The sequence below is a fragment of the Cobetia amphilecti genome (assembly GCF_032923285.1).
Lineage (GTDB): Bacteria > Pseudomonadota > Gammaproteobacteria > Pseudomonadales > Halomonadaceae > Cobetia > Cobetia amphilecti.
Genome location: NZ_CP136695.1, coordinates 2,129,117 through 2,149,351 on the forward strand (window position 1 = coordinate 2,129,117; position 20,235 = coordinate 2,149,351).

A 20,235-nucleotide genomic window follows, 5' to 3' on the forward strand; every position below is an offset into this window, starting at 1 on the left:
GCTGACGGGCGCTTGTTCAGCTCTATCTCCTCACACGACTGTCCCATTGCACAGGCCATTCTCTCGCTCAGTGCAGCATGTCACAGAACGTCCCGACTGCCCCGTACAGCCCATGCTGGCGGGGCAGTCGTCGTCAGGAAGGACACTATTCAGGCGCTTTTTCAGGTGTGGACGAAAAAACAACACTCAGGCGATTGATTAGTCTACAGCGGCAACGCTACTTTTGAGGTGTGAAGGCGAAAGTCCCTCACCTTGACTGGCCGCAGGGCCGCACTGACAAAGGCGGCGTCACTCCCGCCGCATACAACGAATATTTACAACAACAAAAGGGAATCCACATGTCCTTGTCCAAGACATCTCTGCTGCGCAAGACGCTCACCGGTTCCACTCTGGCGCTCAGCCTGCTGGCGGCCAGCGTGCAGGCCCAGACCATCAACCTCAGCTACAACGGTGCACCGGATGCCGACAAGAACGCGGTGCATGTCTTCGCCAGCAATCTGAAGACCCTGGTGGAAGAGAAGACCGATGGCGAGCTGGAACTCAAGCTCTATCCCAACAGCATGCTGGGCGAGGAGCAGGAGCGCATGGAGCAGGTGATCAGCGCCCCGAATCTGAATATCGCCTCCTTCGCGGGCATGGCCCCCATCGTGCCGGAAGTCTATGTCAGCGCGACGCCGTTCATGTTCGACGGCTTTGATGAGGCGCGCCGTTTCTTCGATGAGGGGCAGTACTGGCAGCAGGTGCAGCAGCTGTTCAGCGAGCGCACCAATGGCGCCGAGATTCTGGCCGTCGTGGAGGAAGGGGGCTTTCTGGCCTTCACCAACGACAAGCGCCCGATCACCAGCCCTGATGATTTCGAAGGCCTGCGCTTTCGCGCGATGGACCCAAGCCAGGTAGCGCTCTACGAAGCCTTCGGCGCCTCGGGGACGCCGATTCCGTGGACGGAGGTCTACATGGCGCTGCGCACGGGGGTGGCGGATGGTCAGATGAACCCGCCGATGTACATCCTGCTGGGCAGTCTGCAGGAAGTGCAGAAGTACCTGACACTGGCCAACATCCAGTATTCCGATCAGTTCCTGGTCGCCAATGGTCAGCTGCTCGAGAGCCTGTCGGATGAGGAGCGCACGGCACTTCTCGAGGCGGTTCAGGAAGCCAATGCCCAGGCCCGTCAGGACAACCAGAGCCAGGTCGAATCACGCATCGCCTCGCTGGAAGAGCAGGGCATGCAAGTGATCCGCCCGAGCGAAGCTGATCTCGAGGCATTTCGCAGCAAGGGCCAGCCGGCCTATCTCGAGTGGCTCAAGAGCCAGGACATCGCGCCAGAGCTGATTGATACCGCCATGAAGGATGCCGGCCTGTCCTCGTGATGGCCTGTCGCGATGGTCTGTTGAGATGGTCTTTCGAGATGACCAGTCGCGATGACCTGACACGCTGACTCGGTGAAAGGCGAGTGACGCTCAAGCATCAGCGAGCATCCCGCTGCGGTACCCGGTGCCCGGGCAATGATAGTCCGGGCATCGAGGCTCTGAATTTCCCTCCTTGCTGGTGGATTGCGGTAAATGACTTCCATGACTCCTTCACGACAGCCTTCCCTGCGGGAAGGCCTGCTGCTTGCCTGTGGCCGCGTGACACTGGCGATAGCGGCGGTACTGCTGGCTTCCACGGTGCTGATCATGCTCTACGGCGTGGTGATGCGCTATGTACTGGGCGGCGCGCCCATCTGGGTCGATGAGCTGACCCGCTATCTCATCATCGCCAGTGTCATGCTGGCGATCGGCGTCGTCTGGGCGGAAGGGGCGCACATGCGCGTGGCGCTGCTGGAACGGCGTCTGCCTCCGCGCATGGCCACGGCGCTGATCCATTACCAGTGGTGGCTGACGCTCGTGCTGATGGCGGGCGCGACCTGGATGACCTGGCACTACGCCATGTCGGCGAGCATGTTCCGCACCATGGGGCTGGGCGTCAGCCGCAGCGTGCCGATGCTGTCGATGCCGATCGGCTTCGCGCTTATCACGCTGCAGGTCCTGTTGCATGGCCCGCGGCCGCTGACATCCCCGGCGCTTGAGATCTCGCCGGACGAGGAGGTCGACGAGCCTGCGACACACGATGACAGGACAGGAGGGCCACGCACATGATCTGGGCAATGTTGGCCATCTTCGTCGTGCACGTGCTGTTGGGCCTGCCGCTGTTTCTCTCCCTGCTCGTCACCGCCGTGACCGGCTTTCTGTTCGTCGATATTTCGATGCTGGAGCGCCTCGGGCCGCAGCAGTTCTTCGGCGGCATCAATGCCTTCTCGCTGATGGCGATTCCGCTGTTCATTCTCGCCGGCAACCTGATGAACATCAGTGGCCTGACCGAACGCCTCATGCGTCTGGCACGCCTGATGGTCGGACATCTGCGCGGTGGCATGGGCCATGTCAACGTCGTCTCCAGCGTGTTCTTCGCCGGTGTGAATGGCTCGGCGGTCGCCGATACCTCCGCGCTGGGCTCGCTGTTGGTGCCGGCCATGCGCAAGGAGGGCTATTCGACTTCCTTTGCCGCAGGTCTGACGGCGGGCAGCTCGTTGATCGGGCCGATCATCCCGCCGAGCATCTTCATGATCCTCTACGCCTCGCTGACCAACACCTCCGTGGGCAGCCTGTTCCTGGCCGGTGTCGTACCCGGTCTGGTGCTGGCGGTGGCGTTCATGGCGATGAATGCCTGGTATGCCCGGCGTCATGGTCTGCAGGCACGTGGCCAGGCACCGGCACGTCGCGAAGTGATCGCGGCGGTCATCGGGGCACTGCCTGCGCTGGTGGCACCGGTAATCATCGTCTCCGGCATCGTGCTGGGCATCGTGACCCCGACCGAATCCGGCGCCTTGATCGTGGCCTATGTGCTGCTCTGCGGCTTGTGCCAGGGGCCGCTCAAGCTTGTCGATGTGTGGGGTGCCATCAAGGACACGGCCCGCCTGACCAGCGCCATCTTCGTGATCATGGCGGTGTCGTCCATCGTCAGCTGGCTGCTGTCCTATGCCCAGGTGCCCAATCAGTTCGTGGCATTGCTGACGCCCTATATCGACAGCCCGATCCTGATCCTGCTGCTGCTCAGCGCCATCACCTTCGGTACCGGCATGTTCATGGAGGAAGTCTCGGCCTTGATGCTGTTGACGCCGATCTTCGTGCCCGTGGCCATGGCCGCCGGCATCGACCCCGTGCACCTGGGTGTCATCATCACGCTCAATATCACCATCGCGCTGATCACGCCGCCGATGGGTGCCTGCGTGTTCGTGGCCGCCGCGGTCAGCAAGCTCGAGATCACCTCGCTGTTTCGCACCATCTGGCCGTTCGTGCTGGTGGCGGTCGCGGTGCTGCTGATGCTGATCATCTTCCCGCCTCTTACCCTGTGGTTGCCGACCCTGTCTGGATAACAACTCATGACGTCAACATTGAATCGCCCAATTCCCCCCATCCCGAGTCATGACGAGCCGGACTGGACGCAGGTTACCCGAATCCCCGTCAAGGGTTGTGACAGTACTCTGGTGCCGACCAGCCTCGGGCCGTCATGTCTGAAGGTCTATCCTGCCTACGCGCGCCTCGGTATCCCCGGGGCGGTCAATGAATGTCTGGTACGGCGCGCGGTGTATCAGCGCCTGTTGCAGGCCGCGCGCGCCTTGCCGCCAGGGCTGTCGTTGGTGGTGATGGATGGCTGGCGACCCTGGCGGGTGCAGCAGTATCTGTTCGAGACGCTGTATCAGTCGCTCAAGACGCATGACCCTGAGCTTGATGAGGCCCAGCTGCTGGCGCGTACGCGCGAATTCGTCTCGCTGCCCAGCCGTGACCCGGACGCGCCGAGTCCGCATCTCACCGGCGGCGCCGTCGATGTCACCCTGTGTGACGCCGATGGCTTGCTGCTCGAGATGGGGACGCTGTTCGATGAGGCGACCCCCGAGTCCCACGCCGATCATTTCGAGCGTCATCCGCCTGCCAGCAATACGCCCCAGGCCGAGGCACGCGACAACCGCCGTCTGCTCTATCACGTCATGACCGAGGCCGGGTTCACCAATCTGCCCAGCGAATGGTGGCACTTCGATTTCGGTGATCAGCTCTGGGCCTGGTACCGCGGCGAACCCGAGGCGCTGTTCGGTCCGGCGGAGATGGACAGCATCGAGAGTCTCTGGAAACGCTCACTGGCGTGAAGGTGTCAGAGCATGCCTGACAGCCGCTGGCCTGCAAGACACGAAAGCCCCGCTCGATGGCGACTCGAGCGGGGCTTTCGTTTCAGCAGCTTATGCGATCAGCGTTCAGCGAGCCGTGCCTGATGCTCAGCTGACGATCTCGGCCTGATCGAGCATGGCATGGAAGAGCACGTTGCAGCCGGCGTGCAGATCCTTGGGCGCGGCGTTCTCGATCTCGTTGTGGCTGATGCCGCCTTCGCAGGGGACGAAGATCATGCCGGCGGGAGCGATACGGCCCATGAAGATGGCGTCGTGGCCGGCGCCGCTGACGATGTCGAGATGCGAGTAGCCGAGCTGGCTGGCGGCGTTGCGCACCGCGTTCACGCAGTTGTCGGCGAAGTGTTCCGGCACGAAGTCGGCGGTGGGGGTGAGCTCGTAGGTCAGACGATGCCGCTGACTGACGGCTTCGACGACTTCTTTCAGCTCCGCGACCATCGCGGTGAGGGAGTCGGGTTCCAGCGAGCGCAGATCGATGGTCATGTTGACCTGCCCGGGGATGACGTTGCGCGAGCCCGGGTGGACCTGCATCACGCCCACGGTACCGCGGCCATGCGGCGCGTGATCGATGGCGATGCGATTGACGGCGACGGTGATCTCGGCCGCGCCAAGCATGGCGTCCTGGCGCAGTGACATGGGCGTGGGGCCCGCGTGCGCCTCCTGACCGGTCAGGATCAGATCGAACCAGCGCTGACCCAGCGCGCCCATCACCACGCCGATGGTAGTCGCTTCATCTTCCAGAATCGGGCCCTGCTCGATGTGGCTCTCGAAGAAGGCGCGCACGTTCTCGCGGGGGATCTCATCGCTGCCGCGATAGCCGATGGAATCCAGTGCCTCACCGGCGGTCACGCCGTCGCTGTCCTGCTGGGCGAGCATCTCATGCAGTGACAACTGGCCGGTATGCACGCCGGACCCCATCATGCAGGGCGCGAAGCGACAGCCTTCTTCATTGGTCCAGACCACCACTTCCACCGGGCAGCGGGTCTTGATGTCGTGCTGGTTGAGGCTGCGCAGGACCTCAAGCCCGGCCATCACCCCGAAGCAGCCATCGAACTTGCCGCCGGTCGGCTGGGTGTCGATGTGGCTGCCGGTCATCACCGCCGGTGCGTCCGGGTCGGTGCCGGCACGGCGCGCGAAGATGTTGCCGATGGCATCGATACGGATCGTGCAGCCCTCGGCCTTGCACCATTGAATGAAGAGGTCGCGCGCCTGGCGGTCCAGCTCGGTCAGTGCCTGGCGGTTGACGCCGCCCTTGGGCGTGGCACCCAGCTCGGCCAGGGTCATCAGTGATTGCCACAGGCGATCGCTGTCGGTGCGCAGCTCGCTCAGGGTATTCGCGGGCGATGTGTCCATCTGGGCAGTGGTCATCGGCTTCATCCTCTCGTGGATATTGTTGTTGTGCTTCCGGTTCCGCTCTCGGTTCTGCTCTTGTATCAATTCCGCTCTTGTTTTGGGCTCCGCTCCTGTTTCGGTCCAGGCTTCGGCTGCGGGTCAGGCTCTGCTGCCGGCCATCAATTGCGCGGGGGTGACGAGCAACTGGTCGGCCATTTCCACCTCGAGTGCCGTCATGTGGTGCTCGGCATCCTGCATATGTTCTGTCATGAGCTGTCTGACCTGCTCATGGTCCTCGTGGCGAAACGCCGTGATCAGGCCGGAGTGGTAATGCTGATTGGCCTGGTCGAACTGCTTGCGCTCCGGCAGGTAGGCTTTCTTGATGACGACCAGCTCATGCAGCATGTCGTTGAGGAACTGGCACATGAAGCTGAGCAGCGGGTTGGGGCAGGCGCGGGCCAGCACCTGATGGAATTCGATTTCCAGGAAGCGCTGGCGCCGCTGGTCCTCGTCCTGTGGCTGGTGGCAACTGCAGTCATGGACATTGTTCTCGAGCGCCACCAGGTCCTCTTCGCTGAGCAGGCCCACCACCGAGACCGCCATCTCGACTTCCAGCAGTCGGCGTAGCTGATAGACCTGGGCGCCATTGAGCGTCTTGAAATGCAGGAAGCTTCTCAGCATGCGGCTGGCCGGTTCCATGCTTGGCGCATTGAGTACGGCGCCGCCATTGGGCCCCGTCTTCAGGGTGATCAAGCCCTCGACCTCGAGAATCTTGAGGGCTTCGCGCAGCGTGCCCTTGGCGCAGCCGTACTGGGCCATCAGCGCCTTCTCGTTGGGCAGCCGGTCGCCTTCGCTCAACCCATTGCGCACGATGCTGCGCCTCAGGTCATCACTGATCAGCTCGGCCAGCTTCTGCCGCTTGGGCAGGTGGGCGTCGGAGGCGTTGGCACTGGTGCTGGCACGTGAAGTGTCCAGGGGGGAGGGCGATGTCGGCATGCGATGTCCTGAGCGGCAGCGAGTCAGTTATATTTATTCGTATAAATAAGCTTTAGTCGCGGACTCGAGTGCTGTCAAACCCCAAGGTGGCCTCAAGCGTTGCGCAGGCGATCACGCCAATGATGCGTCGCATCAAAGGCAGCGCATTGGCGAAGTCATGCGTGTCAGTCTTGAAAAGCACCTGGTCTGACATAAGGTTTCCATATTCGACCCCGCTAAAGGAGGCCCCTATGGAAACGCATGATCCTCAGCGAACGCGCGACGCCGATATCGTCATCGTCGGTGGCGGTGCCGGCGGACTGGAGCTGGCGGTTCGCCTCGCCAAGGCAGGCCACAAGGACGTCTTGCTGATAGACCGCGACACCAGTCACGTATGGAAGCCACGACTGCATGAGATCGCGGCGGGCCTCGGGCGGCGTCAGGTCGATGAGCTGGGGTATGCCGGTCTGGCCGAGCAGTGGGGGTTCCGCTATGAGTGCGGCACACTCGAAAGCGTGGAGCCTGCACAGCGTCAGATCACCCTGGCCGCGATCCCGGGCAGGGAAGATCACGCGAGCGCCGAGGTGCCGGCGCGCGTCAGGGGCTATCGTCAGCTGGTGCTGGCCCTGGGCGGTGTGACGCCGGACATGGGGGTCGAGGGTGTGCTGGAGCATGCCTGCCTGCTGGATTCCCCCGACGATGCCGAGCGCATCGCCCAGCAGTTCTCGCGTGGCCTGCTGGCCAACCATGTGGCGATGGAAACAGCAGCGACAGGCGATGCTGGCGTGTCAGCCAGCCAGGGCGGCGCTCAGGTTGGCACTGAGGGAGGCACTGAGGGCGGCACGCAAGATAGTGCCAAGCAGTCCCCGGGGCGGCCGTATCAGGTGGTGATCGTCGGTTCCGGCGCCACCGGTGTCGAACTGGCCGCCTACCTGCATGAGGCGCGTGGCATGCATGACGCCCCTGCACCCAAGGGCGCGCAGGTCGAGATCACGATTCTCGAGGCCACCGAGACCTTCATGCCCGGTGTCTCACAGGAACTGCGCGAGTCGATCCATCAGCGACTCGAGGAGCAGGGCATCAAGATCGAACTGTCCCGTCAGGTCGCCAAGGTGTCCCCCGGCAGTGTCGAGATCAGTGAAGGCGACGAGTCGGTGACGCGGGACGCGGATCTGGTGGTCTGGGCGGCAGGGCGCGTCGGGCCTGCCATCGTCGAGAAAATCGATGCCCTGGAAAGCAACAAGAAGCGTCAATTCACGGTGACGCCCGGGCTGCAATGCCTTGGCCATGACAGCATCTTCGCGCTGGGCGATTGTGCCAACATCGATGAGGCACCGCTGCCGCCCACCGCTCAGGTGGCCAGCGAGCAGGCCGAGTTTCTCGCCGATGAACTGCCGCGTCGCCAGCAGGGTGAGCCGGCTCAGGCCTTCGAGTTCAAGGACCGCGGTACCTTGCTGTCACTCTCCAGCGCCGGCAGCGTCGGTGAGCTCAGCGGCAAGTTGAGCGACAAGCTGGGCAATGCCCAGGGCAGCAAGGGCAATGATGATCTGCAGGTGAGAGGACGTTTCGCGCGTGCCGCCTATCAAGGGCTGCAGCGCCAGCACCAGTTCCTGCTGCTGGGGCCGCTGAAGGGCTCCGCCGAGGTGGTCAGTGACGTGCTGCGCCGTAGCATGGGGCCGCGTCTCAAGGTGCACTGAGTCTTGAGCGGCTCTTGAGCGGATATTGAGTGTGCCTTGAGAGGCTCTTGAGTGATTCTGGAGAGGCGCTTGAATGAGCCTTGATAGAGCCGCTACCCAGTGATGACAGGCCGACATGCGCCGTGGTGGATTCCACTGGTGCATGTCGGCCTTGTGCCTTTCAGGGCGTTATTGCTGCGCCGTCGTGTTCAGGATGTCGCGCCCAGCGCGTCATGAGGTTCCTGGCGGCGTGATTCTCGCGCTGCTTCGGCTTCGCTCTGCGAGCTGGCCAGTGGATAGGTGCCGGGCCTGAGAATTCGCGTGTCCACGTCGTGGATATCACGCAGTCCGCACAGGGCCAGCGTGGTGTCGAGTTCCTTGTGGATGATCTCCAGGGACTTGGTCACCCCTTGTTCGCCCATGGCGCCGAGTCCATAGAGGAAGGCGCGACCCAGATAGACGCCCTTGGCGCCCATCGCCACCGCCTTGAGCACATCCTGTCCGGAGCGGATGCCGCCGTCCATATGGACCTCTGTCCTGTCGCCGACTGCCGCGAGAATGTCCGGCAGGGCGGAGATGGAGGAGGCGGCACCATCCAGCTGACGTCCGCCGTGGTTGGAGACGATCACCGCGTCGGCGCCTGCCTGCACGGCCAGCTCGGCATCTTCCGGCTCCATGATGCCCTTGATGATCAGCTTGCCGCCCCAGCGGTCCTTGATCCACTTGATGTCGTCCCAGCTCAGGCTCGGATCGAACTGGCTGGCGGTCCATTTCGAGAGGGAGCTCAGGTTCTCGGCATCCTTCACGTGGCCGGCGATATTGCCGAAGGTGTGGCGCCTGGTCTTGAGCATGCCGGCACACCAGCGCCACTTGGTGGCCAGGTCGAGCACGGTTGCCACGGTTGGGCGAGGGGGCACGCTCAGGCCGTTGATCAGGTCCTTGTGGCGCTGGCCGATGATCTGCAGGTCAGCGGTGAGTACCAGCGCGGAACACTCCGCGGCCTTGGCGCGATCGATCAGTCGTCCGATGTAATCCTTGTCGCGCATCACGTAAAGCTGGAACCAGAAGGGCCGTGAGCTGACCGACGCGACGTCTTCGATGGAACAGATGCTCATGGTCGAGAGCGTGAAGGGGATACCGAAGTCACTCGCCGCGCGCGCGGCCAGCATCTCGCCATCGGCATGCTGCATGCCGGTCAGGCCAGTCGGTGCGATCGCCACCGGCATGGCCACCTCCTCGCCGAGCATCTTCGTGCGCAGAGTGCGATTGTCCATGTCGACCATCACCCGTTGGCGCAGCCCGATCGCGGCGAAATCGGCCTCGTTGGCCCGATAGGTGGACTCCGTCCACGAGCCGGAATCGGCATAGTCGTAGAACATCTTCGGCACGCGGCGTTTCGCCAGGCGTTGCAGGTCATTGATGCAGGTGATGGTCATGCGGGTCTCCATCTATGGTGGGTCGCGCGGGGGCTGGCAGGGTCGCTTGCGCTACTGTCACCGAATCCGGTCTTGTCCAGCTATAGGCGATACGTCTAGGGGGGAGCGTTCGGGTGGTGGAATTCAATGAAAAAACCGCTTTCCAGCCCGGCCGACCACCGACAAGACAGCCGATTCCTCCAGCGCGTGTCGCGGATTGTCATCTTTGCGTGGAATACTATGGCATTGGGATGATTTCCGAGTGGATGGAGAGATGGCATGGATCAGGCCTGGCCTGAAAGCACGCGCGACAACCTTCGATTTCTGTGTTCGGAAGTGGATAGCCAATATGGCTGGCTGCAGGCCTTCGTGTCCGCGCCGACGGCGGCCATGGCGCGCAAGCTGCTGGAGCGCCAGGGGTACGCCGAGAATCTCTGCCAGCGTATCGAACAGGCATGCCCTGAAGCCCGAAACCACAAGCGCTCGCACGCGCGGGCCCGCTTCCAGCAGAGCCTGGTCGAGGTCGCCAGTGGTCTGGCACGGCTCAGTGAGCTGGCGCGCAGTTGTCTGGAGCAGCTGATTCGCGTCGATGATGTCCAGCTGGTCGATGATGTCGTGCTGGTCAAGTCGCTGCGCCGTGTGCGTCGCGGCATTCTGCGCAGCGAGATGTCGCTGGAGAACGGCTCCCTGTCCCTGGCCCTGAAGCTCGCGCGCAGTCGCGAGAAGCTGAAGCGGGACAGTGAAGGCCGCATCCGGGCACTCACCGGCCAGCTCAAGAAGAAGCGCGCTCCCGCCGAAGACCTGACACATCTGCTGTTCGTGGCCCGTGAAATCAGCCAGATGGGCGAGGTGCTGGGGCAGTTGGGTGAGGCGGTCATCTCGGCAACCCTCGGTCAGTCACTCAACTTCGAGCGCTATGCCTCGCTGACGCACCTGGTCAATGAACTCGGTGATGGCAGTCAGACGGCGGGCGAGATGCGCGTCGACACTTTGGCCGAGACACGCTCCGGCAGCCGGATCTCGGGGATAGCCAGCGAGAAGCCCAGTGAGAGGGCTGTTGAGAAGGTCAGTGACAAGGGCAATGACAAGGGCAAGCCGGCCAACGACAAACAACAGGGCAGCAAGGCTGGCGAGTCAGGGGGCAGCAAGCAAAAGGGCAGCAAGCAAAAGGGCAGCAAGCAAAAGGGCAGCAAGCAAAAGGGCAGCAAGCAAAAGGGCAGCAAGTCAAAGGACCGCAAGACTGATGCGAGCGAGTCAAAGGGCAGCAAATCCAGGGACCGCAAATCCAGGGACCGCAAGTCAGCCGGTGATCTGCCGCTGACCTCGCCGGAGTATCTGGCCATCTTCAAGGATGGCCTGGGGCGCAAGGTCGAGGAGGAGCGTCAGGGCGTCGAGCGCTGGCACGACATCTATCCCGGCATCGCCCCCCGCATCCTCTCGCACCATCAGCAGGGCGACAGCGCGGCACTCTTGATCGAGCACCTGCCGGGCATGACCCTCGAGCATCTGTTGATCAATGAATCGTCACGTCTCAATCGTACCGCCCAGCAAGCGCTGGTCGAGACGCTACACTCGGTGTGGACCACCACCCGCCGCGACAAGCCGGTCACTGCAGGGCACATGCGCCAGCTGCTCAAGCGGCTGAGTGATGTCTATCAGATCCATCCGGAATTTCGCCACTGCGGTGCCTCGCTGTGTGGGCGCGAGATGCCCTCGCTGGAAGCGTTGATCGAGCAGGCCGCAGGTCTGGAACGTTCGCTCGAGGCTCCCTTCGCCGTCTATATCCACGGCGACTTCAATGTCGACAACATCCTCTTCGATCCGGCGAAGCAGAGCATCCGCTTCATCGATCTTCACCGCTCGGCCTATCAGGACTATGTGCAGGACGTGTCCGTGCACATGGTGTCCCATTACCGTCTTCAATTGACGGATGCGGCGCTGCGGGCCCGTATTCTGGCGCTGGCCCTGAGTTTCGGTCAGCAGATGCGTCGCTTTGCCCATGAGCAGGGCGATACCACCTTTGAATGGCGTCTGGCACTTGGCCTGGCGCGCTCCTTTGCCACCTCGACACGTTTCATCCTCGATGCCGGGCTGGCAGGGCGCATGTTCAACCGCGCACGCTTTATACTCGAGCATGTGCTTGGCGCCGACCCTGAACGGCCGGCCGATTACCGTATTCCCCTGGAGGAGTTGTTCGTTGACTGATTTCAAGATTGGCGTCGTGGGTATTCCCGGCAAGTGGTCGACCGAAGTGCTGGCGGATGCCATCGAAGCACGGACGGGCTTTCGTCTCGTGATCGACATGGCGGCCGTCTCGCTGGACCTGACCCGCAACTGCCTCGAATTCCGTGACTCTGCCGGGGTGCGTCATGACCTGACCGAGCTGGATGCCCTGATCGTCAAGAAGATCAGCGCGGAATATTCCCCGGGCAGCCTGGACCGCCTGGAGCTGTTGCGTGTCGCCGAAGCCAGGGGCGTGCGCGTCTTCAGCAGCGCGGAGAGCATGATTCGCCTGATCGACCGCCTGAGCTGCACCGTCACGCTGGCCAATGCCGACATCCCGATGCCGGCCACGCTGGTCACCGAAGACGTGACGGCGGCCTGCGAAGCCGTCAAGCGCTTCAAGGCCGCCGTCTTCAAGCCGCTTTTCTCCACCAAGGCGCGGGGCATGTGCATCATCGAGGACACCGGCGATGATGCCGCGCTGGAAGCTGCCGTGCGTGAGTTCGCCGCCGAGCACCCGATGATGTATCTGCAGCAGCGCCTCGACCTGCCGGGGCAGGATTACGGCATGGTCTTCGTCGGGGGCCGTTATCTGTGCAGCTACGCCCGCGTCAGTGGGGGCGATGCCTGGAATACCACCATCCACGCCGGTGGCAAGTACGCGCCCTTCGAGCCCTCCGAGGAGCTGATCGCGCTGGCGCAGCGTGCCCAGGCGCCGTTCAAGCTCGACTTCACCACCGTCGATGTCGCGCTGACCGACGATGGCCCGATCATCTTCGAAGTCTCGGCCTTCGGCGGCTTCCGCGGCGCGCTGGAAGGTGCCGGTGTCGATGCGGCCACCGCCTATCTCGATCACGTGATGGAGTGTCTGGCATGAGCGCGACGACCTGTGACAGCCCGGCCAGCCTTGCCACGCTGCCCTTTGCAGAGTGGACGGCCGCCGCCTGCTTCACGGCGCTGACGCCGTCGCGCCAGTGCCTGAGCGAGGCGCTGCTGTTCGAGGTGGATGACTTTCGCCTGTGCGTGATGACGGACATGCCTCGGCTGCTGCAACGTCTGGCGACATATTTCCGCCATTGCGCGCGCATCGTGGCGCTCGACACTGTGCCGGGGGGAGCCAGGCTCGTGCATGTGTTCGAGGCGCCGGCCCTCAAGGACACGCCAGCGGCAGCGAGACTCGGCATCGTGCCCGAGGCCTTCGTCGATTGGATGCCGGAGCCCGGCAAGACACGCCGCAAGGACGCCATCATCGACCTGGCCGACGGGCGCCTGATTCACAAGGTGCGCACGGGCATGGCCTTTCTGCGCAGCAACGACCACAACCTGGCGTTCGGGCCCTGTGAAGACAATGAGAGCCAGGTGATCAACTTCCTGCTCAATCTGCACATGTCGCATCTGCAGCAGAATGACGGCTTGATCTGTCACGCCTCGGCGCTGTCGAAGGGCGATCGCGCGGTGGCCATCGCCGCCTTCTCGGGCGGTGGCAAGTCCACCACCATGGTGAAGGCGCTCGACAATCCTGAGTTCGACTTCATCAGCAATGACCGGCTGTTCCTGGACCGGCCGGGGCGGGAGGGAACGCTGCGTGCCCGCGGCGTCGCCAAGTTGCCACGCATCAATCCCGGCACCATGCTCAACAATCCGCGTCTGCGCCCGCTGCTGGACCCCGCGCGTATCGCAGGCTATGAAGCGATGCCGCAAGAAGCGCTGTGGGATCTCGAAGAGAAGCACGACTTGATCATCGAGGACGTCTACGGCCCCGGGCGTATCCGCGCCAGCGGCGAGCTTGCGGCCATGGTGATACTCAACTGGACGCGTGGCAGCGAGGCGCCACTCGAGGTGCGCGAGGTCGAGGTCAGCCGCAGCGAAGCGCTGATACGCGCGGTGATTAAGACTCCGGGGCCCTTCCACCAGCAGCGGGATGGCCGTTTCGTGCCCAATGGCGCAAGCCTTGATCCCGCGCCGTATCTGGAGCGCCTGGCGGGGACCCGCGTGCTTGAGGTGACCGGGCGCGTGGACTTCGCCGCGCTGGTCGAGAACCACCTGACCCCCTTGCTGGAGGCTTGAACATGCGTCGTGAACTGCTGTTGATGCGCCACGGAAAGTCGGACTGGTCAGTGGCAGCTGACGACTTCCATCGACCCCTCAAGGAGCGCGGCAAGCGCGGTGCCCAGCGCATGGGAGCCTGGCTTGCCCAGGAGGCGCTGGTACCGGATGCCATCCTGAGCTCGCCGGCCCTTCGCGCGCGCGCCACGGCGGAAAAGTGCGTGAAGTCGATGGGCCTCGGCGTTGACATGATCGAGCTCAAGCCTGCGCTTTACTGCGAGGACGAGGCGCCGCTGCTCAAGACGGTGCGCGCCTGCCCGGACAGCGTGCAGCGACTGATGATCATCGGCCATAATCCGGCATTGGAAGATGCGCTGGTCTGGCTGACCGGCAAGCGGCCGCGTCCGCCCAAGGAGACCAAGCTGCTGCCGACGGCGGCGGTGGTCAAGCTGACCTTCGAGGGGCGCTGGGAAGACCTGCGCTCCGGTCAGATGAGCCTGGAGCTGATCCAGCGCGTGCGTGCCTTGCCGGATGGCTTCCCCTGGCCATTCCCGGCCGGTGAGGAGCGCCGCGAACGCCCCGCCTATTACTACCGTCAATCGGCCGTCCTGCCCTGTCGTCTGCAGGGGGAAGGCGAAGATGCCCAGTGGGAGGTGCTGCTGATCGGCTCTTCCTCCAATCGTCACTGGAGCCTGCCCAAGGGGATCGTCGAGCCGGGCATGAGTCCGCTTGAGTCCGCGCTCAAGGAAGCCCGCGAGGAAGCGGGCATTGAGGCGGAGGCGCTGGACCACGCAGCGCTGGAATTCAGTTACGAGAAGTGGGGCGCTCCTGTCGCCGCTAGTCTGCACGCCGTGAGAGTCGTGCATGAGCAGGAAGAGAGCGAGCGGGAGGAACCGCATCGCAGTCGGCGCTGGGTGGCGGCGGAGGTCGTGCCGAGCCTGTTGAAGAACCACGAGATGGGGCACGCCGCCATGGCGCTGCTGGCAAGGCTTGAGCAGTCGCGCCAGGCGACGTGAGCGCGGGAGACTGGCGCCATTAGCTCCATTAGCGCCACTACCGCCACTTGCACCGTACGAGGCGACGCATGGCGAGGACCGCCAGCATGAATCCATACCGAGTGAAGACGGGAAGAGCGACGGCCGATGACTGATGAACCGACAATCCGACGTGTGGCATTGATTCGTCATGCCGACTATCACCAGCAGATTGATACCCCGAGCGCGCTGCAGCCGTTTCCCTTGACCCGTCGCGGTGAGCGTCAGGCGCGTGAGGGAGCCGAGGAAGTGCTGACGCTGTGTCAGGCACATGGCTGGCAACCGGCCAGCACGGTACATGCCTCCAGCCTGTTGCGTGCCTGGCAGACGGCGCAGGTGATGAACGAGGTCATGGGTGACAGGACAGAGCGTGAGTTCTCGCTCATGGAACATGATTCCCTGTGGGAGCGCAGTCTGGGCAGCGCCGCCAATCTGACCACGGCACAGATCGCCGAAGCAGTGCGTCATGACCCGCGCGTGGATTTCCTGCCGGCCGACTGGAAATCCAACAGCCACTTTCGCCTGCCGCTGCCGGGGGCTGAATCCCTGATGCAGGCCGGTCAGCGGGTGGCCGACTTCATTGCTTCGCTACCGGCTTCCTCATCAGCTTCGGCCTCGGCTCCCTCATCAACCCCCACATCGGGCGCCTCGCTGACGCTGGTCGTCGGCCATGGCGCGGCGCTGCGCCATGCGGCGCATCTGCTGGGCGTGCTGGACTTCGACCAGATTGCCGGGCTGAGCATGCACCATGCGCGGCCGGTGGTCATCGAGGAAACCCCGTCAGGGTCATGGCGGCATGTGGCTGGCGAGTGGAAGGTGCGCCAGCGTCACGAGCCCGCGCAGGACTGAGTTGGCGGCCAGCGGTACTGAAGTGCAGAGAATGGGCGGAGTGCTGGAGAGCAGGGGGTGGGCGGAGTGATTTACAGCAGAGAAGCAGGCCAGCGCACCAGCGTGATGCGAGTCTGTCATCTTTCTGTGATCAAACGGTCATAGGCTTGTCGCCCTGTGCTCGTGACCTCATTCCACATTCCCCCGGATGGTCCCCAAGGAGCGGCAAGGCGCTTGCTTGCCACAAGCCGGTGAGTTCAACGAGGCAAGCAGATGCCACAAGGAGATAGCCCAATGACCCTCAGTCCCCCCATGAGCGACGCCGTACCGCGTTACCGAGGCCCGACGCGTTATCTGAAGGCGCTGCCCAGTCACGCGGCTCAGTGGCCCGAGACACATCAGCACCTGCGCGCCGGTGACAAGGTGTCCCGCGCCGCTCGCAAGCTGGGCAGCAAGGACTGGCCACGCCGCGATGTCATCTTCATCTCCGATGCGCATGCCGACGCGGAAGCCTTCATCGCGTCTCTGGTGGCCAGTGGCGGTGTGCGCCTGACCTCGCGGGACAACCTGGTGTTGACGGCGCGGGGCAAGCGCAGTGTCTTCGTCATCGGCGGTGACTGCCTCGACAAGGGCCCCAGCAATCTGGAACTGCTGGAAGCCCTGCGCACCTTGATGCGCAGTGGGGCACGTCTCAAGTTGCTGGCGGGCAATCATGACATGCGGCTGATGCTGGCGCTGATGCGGCTGAGTCATGATGATTCGGCGCGGACCGATCATCTGTTCGTGCGCATGGGCGCCAAGGGGCTGGCGCTGCTCAAGGAAGTCTTCGATCACTATCTCGCGGACAGACCGCGGGCGATGAAGAGCATTCCCTCGCGAAGTGAATGCCGTCGGCGCCTGTACCCGGGGCCGGACTGGGCGGAGCAGTTTCGCAAATCGGCAGGCCATGTGCTCAAGGGGGAAGCGCTGGAGAAGGAGATCACTCGCCTGAGCGCCAAGGCCGATGGCTTCGAGCATGCCTGTGAGAAACATGGTCTCTCGTTGCGCCAGACCTATGCCGCCGCGCTCAAGGCCCACGAGCTGTTTCTCAAGCCCGGCGGGCGCTTTGCCTGGTTCTTCGACGAGATGCGCCTTGCCTATCGCAGTGGCGCCTTCCTGCATGTCCATGCAGGCGTGGATGATGCCTTCGCCAGACGACTCGGCCGCCAGAAGGTCTCGCAGGTCAATCAGGAATTCCGGCGCATCCTGCGCGAAGACCCGTTCACCTTCTATTACGGTGAGCTGGCCAATGTACTGCGCACCAAATATCGCAAGAGCGACATGGTGCTGAGCGCCGCGGGCGTCAAGCGCCTGCACAAGGTCGGCATTCGTGCCGTGATGCATGGTCACGTCAATCATCAGGCGGGCCAGCAGCTGGGCTGGCGCCACGGGCTTCTGCATATCGAGGGCGACGTCACCCTGGATCGCAATTCACGCCGCAAGGAAGGGCTGGATGGCGTGGGCATGGGGGCGACGCTGATAGAAGCCTGTGGACGCATCGTCGGCATCAGCAATGACCATCCCGAGGTCAAGGTCTACGCGCCCTGAAACACGTACAGGAGAGGCTGGTGAAAGACGACAAGCAGGACAAGTCGCTGTTCCGACATGAATCATTGCAATCCATCGATGGCGTTCAGGACATTCTCAAGGCCATCATCAAGGGGCTGGGCAAGGGGCTGCTGTCATTTCGCGATGAGGACGGCGAGATACGGCTGGCACCGCGCGGCCTGATGACCCTCAAGGTCACGGCGCGGCGAGAGGATGATCATCATCGCCTCGATATTCGCCTGTCATGGCATGCCAAGCCCGGCGCCAAGCGCAACAAGACGCTCAAGGTTCTCGATGAGTGAGGGCATCGTGCGCTGGCATTGACCCAGATCAAGTCTCTGCCAGTCCGCGGCCCGTAGTGAGATGGCCGGCATGTCCGCGCTTAAGCGGCTATGGTACATGTAGCATGCTGCATATTGGGTCGTGTCTTGCGAGACGGCCGCTCCCCATGATCAGGACATGTCATTGATGCCTTCAACTCCTCAGCGCCTGTGCGGTGCTGATCACCCCTCGTTTCGCTTGCACTCCGCCAGCCTCGCGGCAAAGCCTGCCGCCAGGCCCACAAGGCGCTGGCAGCAGTGGCTGGCGGCCGCCGCTCTTGCCTGTCTGCCGCTGGGCGCTCAGGCCGCAGACGATGCGTTGGCCGCTGACAAGCCGCTCTCGGGGTCGGCCATTCAGGCCATCGAATCAGAGGTCGGCGCGCGAATCGGTGTCACCGTTCTGGATACCGCCGATGGCACCCGTTTCAGCTGGCGGGGGGATGAGCGCTTCCCCATGAGCAGCACCTTCAAGGTGCTGGCCTGTGGTCATCTGCTCTCACGGGTAGACGAAGGTCAGGAATCGTTGTCACGCAAGGTGGAGATTCGCCCGGCGGATCTCGTGACCTATTCCCCCATCACCGAGCACCACACTCAGGATGGGGGCCTCACGCTTGAAGCGTTGTGCCATGCCACCATCACGACAAGCGACAATACCGCGGGCAACCTGATTCTCGACGCCCTGGGCGGACCTGCCGCACTGACGGCCTATCTGCGGCGCCTGAACGATGGCAGCACGCGGCTGGACAGACGTGAAACGGCGCTCAATGAGGCCACTCCCGGTGACCCGCGCGATACCACCACGCCGCACGCGATGGCGGCCACCCTGCAGCGACTGCTGGTGGGGGATGCGCTGAGCGAGCCATCGCGCCTGGCCCTGCAGGGCTGGATGCTGGCCAACACCACCGGCGATGACAAACTGCGGGCGGCCTTGCCCGATGACTGGCAGATCGCGGACAAGACCGGCGGCGGGGGATATGGCACCAACAATGACGTTGCCATCCTGTGGCCGCCGTTGCGTGCCCCGTTGATCGTGGCGGTCTATCTGACCGAAAGCGAGGCCGATCTGGCGGCACGCAATGCCGCGATTGCCGATGTCGGGCGTCTGCTGGTCAAGGAAGTGCTGGAGGGCGAGGCGAGTCGCTGATGGTGAGGCGCTGGCAGGGCGTGCGTGAAACATGGGCAACTCAGCGTTGCCGTCATCACGGCCAACCTGCGCTTGTGGCGCCTGTCCGGTGCCCGCATTGTGCTTGTACTGCATCGGCATTGGCAGCACGGACCTTCTCGTCATGTTCGCGCCTGCGCCTTCCGAATCCGCCCTGTCTGCATCCAGAGGAACTCCATGTCCACACTGTTTTCACCGCTCACCCTCGGCCCGCTCACGCTGGACAATCGCATCATCATCGCGCCCATGTGTCAGTACTCCGCCGAGGAGGGCCAGATGCAGGCCTGGCATGATCAGCATCTTGGCAATCTCGCCCAGTCAGGGGCTGGGCTTCTGATCTTCGAGGCCAGCGCCGTCGCCCCGGAAGGGCGCATCACCCATGGCGATGTCGGACTCTACGATGAGGCATGCCAGCAAGCCATGCAGGGAGTCGTCGAGCGTATCCGCCGCTATTCGCCGATGCCGCTGGCGGTGCAGATCGGTCATGCGGGACGCAAGGCATCCTGCCAGAAGCCCTGGGATGGCGGTGCTGCCATCGCGCCCGGCAACGACAATGGCTGGCAGGTACTTGCCCCCAGCGCGATTCCCTTCAGCGAAGGCGGGCCGCTCCCCGAGGCGATGAGTGGCGAGCAGATCCGCCGCACCATCGCGGACTTCGTGGCGGCGGCACAGCGCGCCGTCGAGATTGGCCTGGACGGCATCGAGCTGCATGCGGCGCATGGTTATCTGCTGCACGAGTTCCTGTCGCCGTTGAGCAATCAGCGCGACGATGACTACGGTGGCTCGCTCGAGAATCGCATGCGTCTGACGCTTGAGGTCTTTGACGCCGTGCGGGCCGCGATCCCGCAGCACGTGATGCTGGGCATCCGGATCAGCGCGACGGACTGGGTCGAGGGCGGCTGGGACCTCGAGCAGAGCATTGAACTTGCCAAGGCGCTGGACCGCCGTGGCTGCCACTATCTGCATGTCTCCAGTGGCGGGCTCAGCGTGCAGCAGGAGATTCCGGTAGCGTCCAACTATCAGGTGCCGCACGCCGAGGCCCTGAAGGCGCAGGTGAAGATGCCGGTGATTGCCGTTGGCCTGATCACCGAGCCGCAGCAGGCCGAAGACCTGCTGGCGAACGAGCGTGCCGATGCCATCGCGCTGGCGCGTGGCATTCTCTACGACCCGCGCTGGCCGTGGCACGCGGCCGCTGCGCTGGGTGACACCGTCAAGGCCGCGCCCCAGTACCTGCGTTGCCAGCCGCATGGCCTGAAGTCGCTGCTGGAGAATCAGCAGGACTGAGCCGTGTGAAGAGATATTGAGGACTGACGCCCGCGTTCACGAGCTCCTGCTCGCTGATCGCGGGCGTCTTGCTGTGCGAGGACTGACTTGAAGTTCGGGCTTTCCGTGACGTTCTGATTCGAGCGCGCCGAGCGCCTGAC

At 63.5% G+C, this 20,235-nt stretch carries 17 protein-coding genes; 14 read left to right on the top strand and 3 right to left on the bottom strand.

The features are described from left to right. Nucleotides 1-338: 338 nt before the first annotated feature. From dctP to R1T44_RS09185, 4 genes are all read left to right on the top strand, one after another. Nucleotides 339-1,367, top strand: coding sequence for a TRAP transporter substrate-binding protein DctP (gene dctP, locus R1T44_RS09170; protein WP_054555987.1), 1,029 nt, complete (start codon nt 339-341; stop codon nt 1,365-1,367). 201 nt (nt 1,368-1,568) lie between these two features. Further along, nucleotides 1,569-2,135 carry a TRAP transporter small permease gene (locus R1T44_RS09175; RefSeq protein ID WP_052384351.1) on the top strand — a complete coding sequence of 189 codons (567 nt, stop codon included), beginning with the start codon at nt 1,569-1,571 and terminating at the stop codon, nt 2,133-2,135. Then, nucleotides 2,132-3,409: a TRAP transporter large permease gene (locus R1T44_RS09180; protein WP_317291903.1), complete on the top strand. Its 1,278-nt coding sequence runs from the start codon at nt 2,132-2,134 to the stop codon at nt 3,407-3,409. The genes R1T44_RS09175 and R1T44_RS09180 overlap by 4 nt, the downstream gene beginning before the upstream one ends. A gap of 6 nt (nt 3,410-3,415) precedes the next feature. Next, entirely contained in the window at nt 3,416-4,177 is a 762-nt protein-coding gene (locus tag R1T44_RS09185; RefSeq protein ID WP_084589267.1) for a M15 family metallopeptidase, read from the top strand. A 126-nt stretch (nt 4,178-4,303) separates the two neighbouring features. Here the strand turns inward: R1T44_RS09185 and R1T44_RS09190 are convergent, their stop codons facing one another. Continuing rightward, a complete protein-coding gene (locus R1T44_RS09190; protein ID WP_156961857.1) occupies nt 4,304-5,581 on the bottom strand; it encodes a Zn-dependent hydrolase in 1,278 nt (425 codons plus the stop codon). 123 nt (nt 5,582-5,704) lie between these two features. Next, nucleotides 5,705-6,541, bottom strand: a complete 837-nt coding sequence (locus tag R1T44_RS09195; protein ID WP_317291904.1) for a FadR/GntR family transcriptional regulator — start codon at nt 6,539-6,541, stop codon at nt 5,705-5,707. A 230-nt stretch (nt 6,542-6,771) separates the two neighbouring features. Here R1T44_RS09195 and R1T44_RS09200 point away from each other — a divergent pair, with 230 nt between their 5' ends. Then, the gene (locus tag R1T44_RS09200) at nt 6,772-8,217 is read left to right on the top strand and encodes an NAD(P)/FAD-dependent oxidoreductase (RefSeq protein WP_043332111.1); all 1,446 of its coding nucleotides are present in this window, start codon (nt 6,772-6,774) and stop codon (nt 8,215-8,217) included. 188 nt (nt 8,218-8,405) lie between these two features. Here R1T44_RS09200 and R1T44_RS09205 read toward each other — a convergent pair whose 3' ends face one another. Continuing rightward, complete coding sequence (locus R1T44_RS09205; protein WP_317291905.1) at nt 8,406-9,632, bottom strand: alpha-hydroxy acid oxidase; 1,227 nt, start codon at nt 9,630-9,632, stop codon at nt 8,406-8,408. Nucleotides 9,633-9,890: 258 nt separating this feature from the next. On the opposite strand from R1T44_RS09205, the gene R1T44_RS09210 reads away from it, so the two are divergent. From R1T44_RS09210 to R1T44_RS09250, 9 genes are all read left to right on the top strand, one after another. After that, entirely contained in the window at nt 9,891-11,816 is a 1,926-nt protein-coding gene (locus R1T44_RS09210; protein ID WP_317291906.1) for a phosphotransferase, read from the top strand. After that, entirely contained in the window at nt 11,809-12,711 is a 903-nt protein-coding gene (locus R1T44_RS09215) for a GAK system ATP-grasp enzyme (protein ID WP_317291907.1), read from the top strand. Before R1T44_RS09210 ends, R1T44_RS09215 begins: the two co-directional genes overlap by 8 nt. Next, nucleotides 12,708-13,901, top strand: coding sequence for an HprK-related kinase B (locus R1T44_RS09220; protein ID WP_317291908.1), 1,194 nt, complete (start codon nt 12,708-12,710; stop codon nt 13,899-13,901). The genes R1T44_RS09215 and R1T44_RS09220 overlap by 4 nt, the downstream gene beginning before the upstream one ends. Nucleotides 13,902-13,903: 2 nt before the next feature. Further along, nucleotides 13,904-14,896, top strand: coding sequence for an NUDIX domain-containing protein (locus R1T44_RS09225; protein WP_052384349.1), 993 nt, complete (start codon nt 13,904-13,906; stop codon nt 14,894-14,896). A 126-nt stretch (nt 14,897-15,022) separates the two neighbouring features. Next, nucleotides 15,023-15,763, top strand: a complete 741-nt coding sequence (locus R1T44_RS09230; RefSeq protein ID WP_317291909.1) for a histidine phosphatase family protein — start codon at nt 15,023-15,025, stop codon at nt 15,761-15,763. 273 nt (nt 15,764-16,036) lie between these two features. Beyond that, on the top strand, nt 16,037-17,329 hold the full coding sequence (locus R1T44_RS09235) for a metallophosphoesterase (RefSeq protein WP_054555997.1): 1,293 nt from the start codon (nt 16,037-16,039) through the stop codon (nt 17,327-17,329). Nucleotides 17,330-17,349: 20 nt separating this feature from the next. Further along, nucleotides 17,350-17,631 carry an amphi-Trp domain-containing protein gene (locus tag R1T44_RS09240; RefSeq protein ID WP_054555998.1) on the top strand — a complete coding sequence of 94 codons (282 nt, stop codon included), beginning with the start codon at nt 17,350-17,352 and terminating at the stop codon, nt 17,629-17,631. 166 nt (nt 17,632-17,797) lie between these two features. Continuing rightward, entirely contained in the window at nt 17,798-18,793 is a 996-nt protein-coding gene (gene bla, locus R1T44_RS09245; protein WP_317291910.1) for a class A beta-lactamase, read from the top strand. Between the two features lie 195 nt (nt 18,794-18,988). Then, nucleotides 18,989-20,095, top strand: a complete 1,107-nt coding sequence (locus R1T44_RS09250) for an NADH:flavin oxidoreductase/NADH oxidase (protein WP_317291911.1) — start codon at nt 18,989-18,991, stop codon at nt 20,093-20,095. The last annotated feature ends 140 nt before the right edge of the window (nt 20,096-20,235 follow it).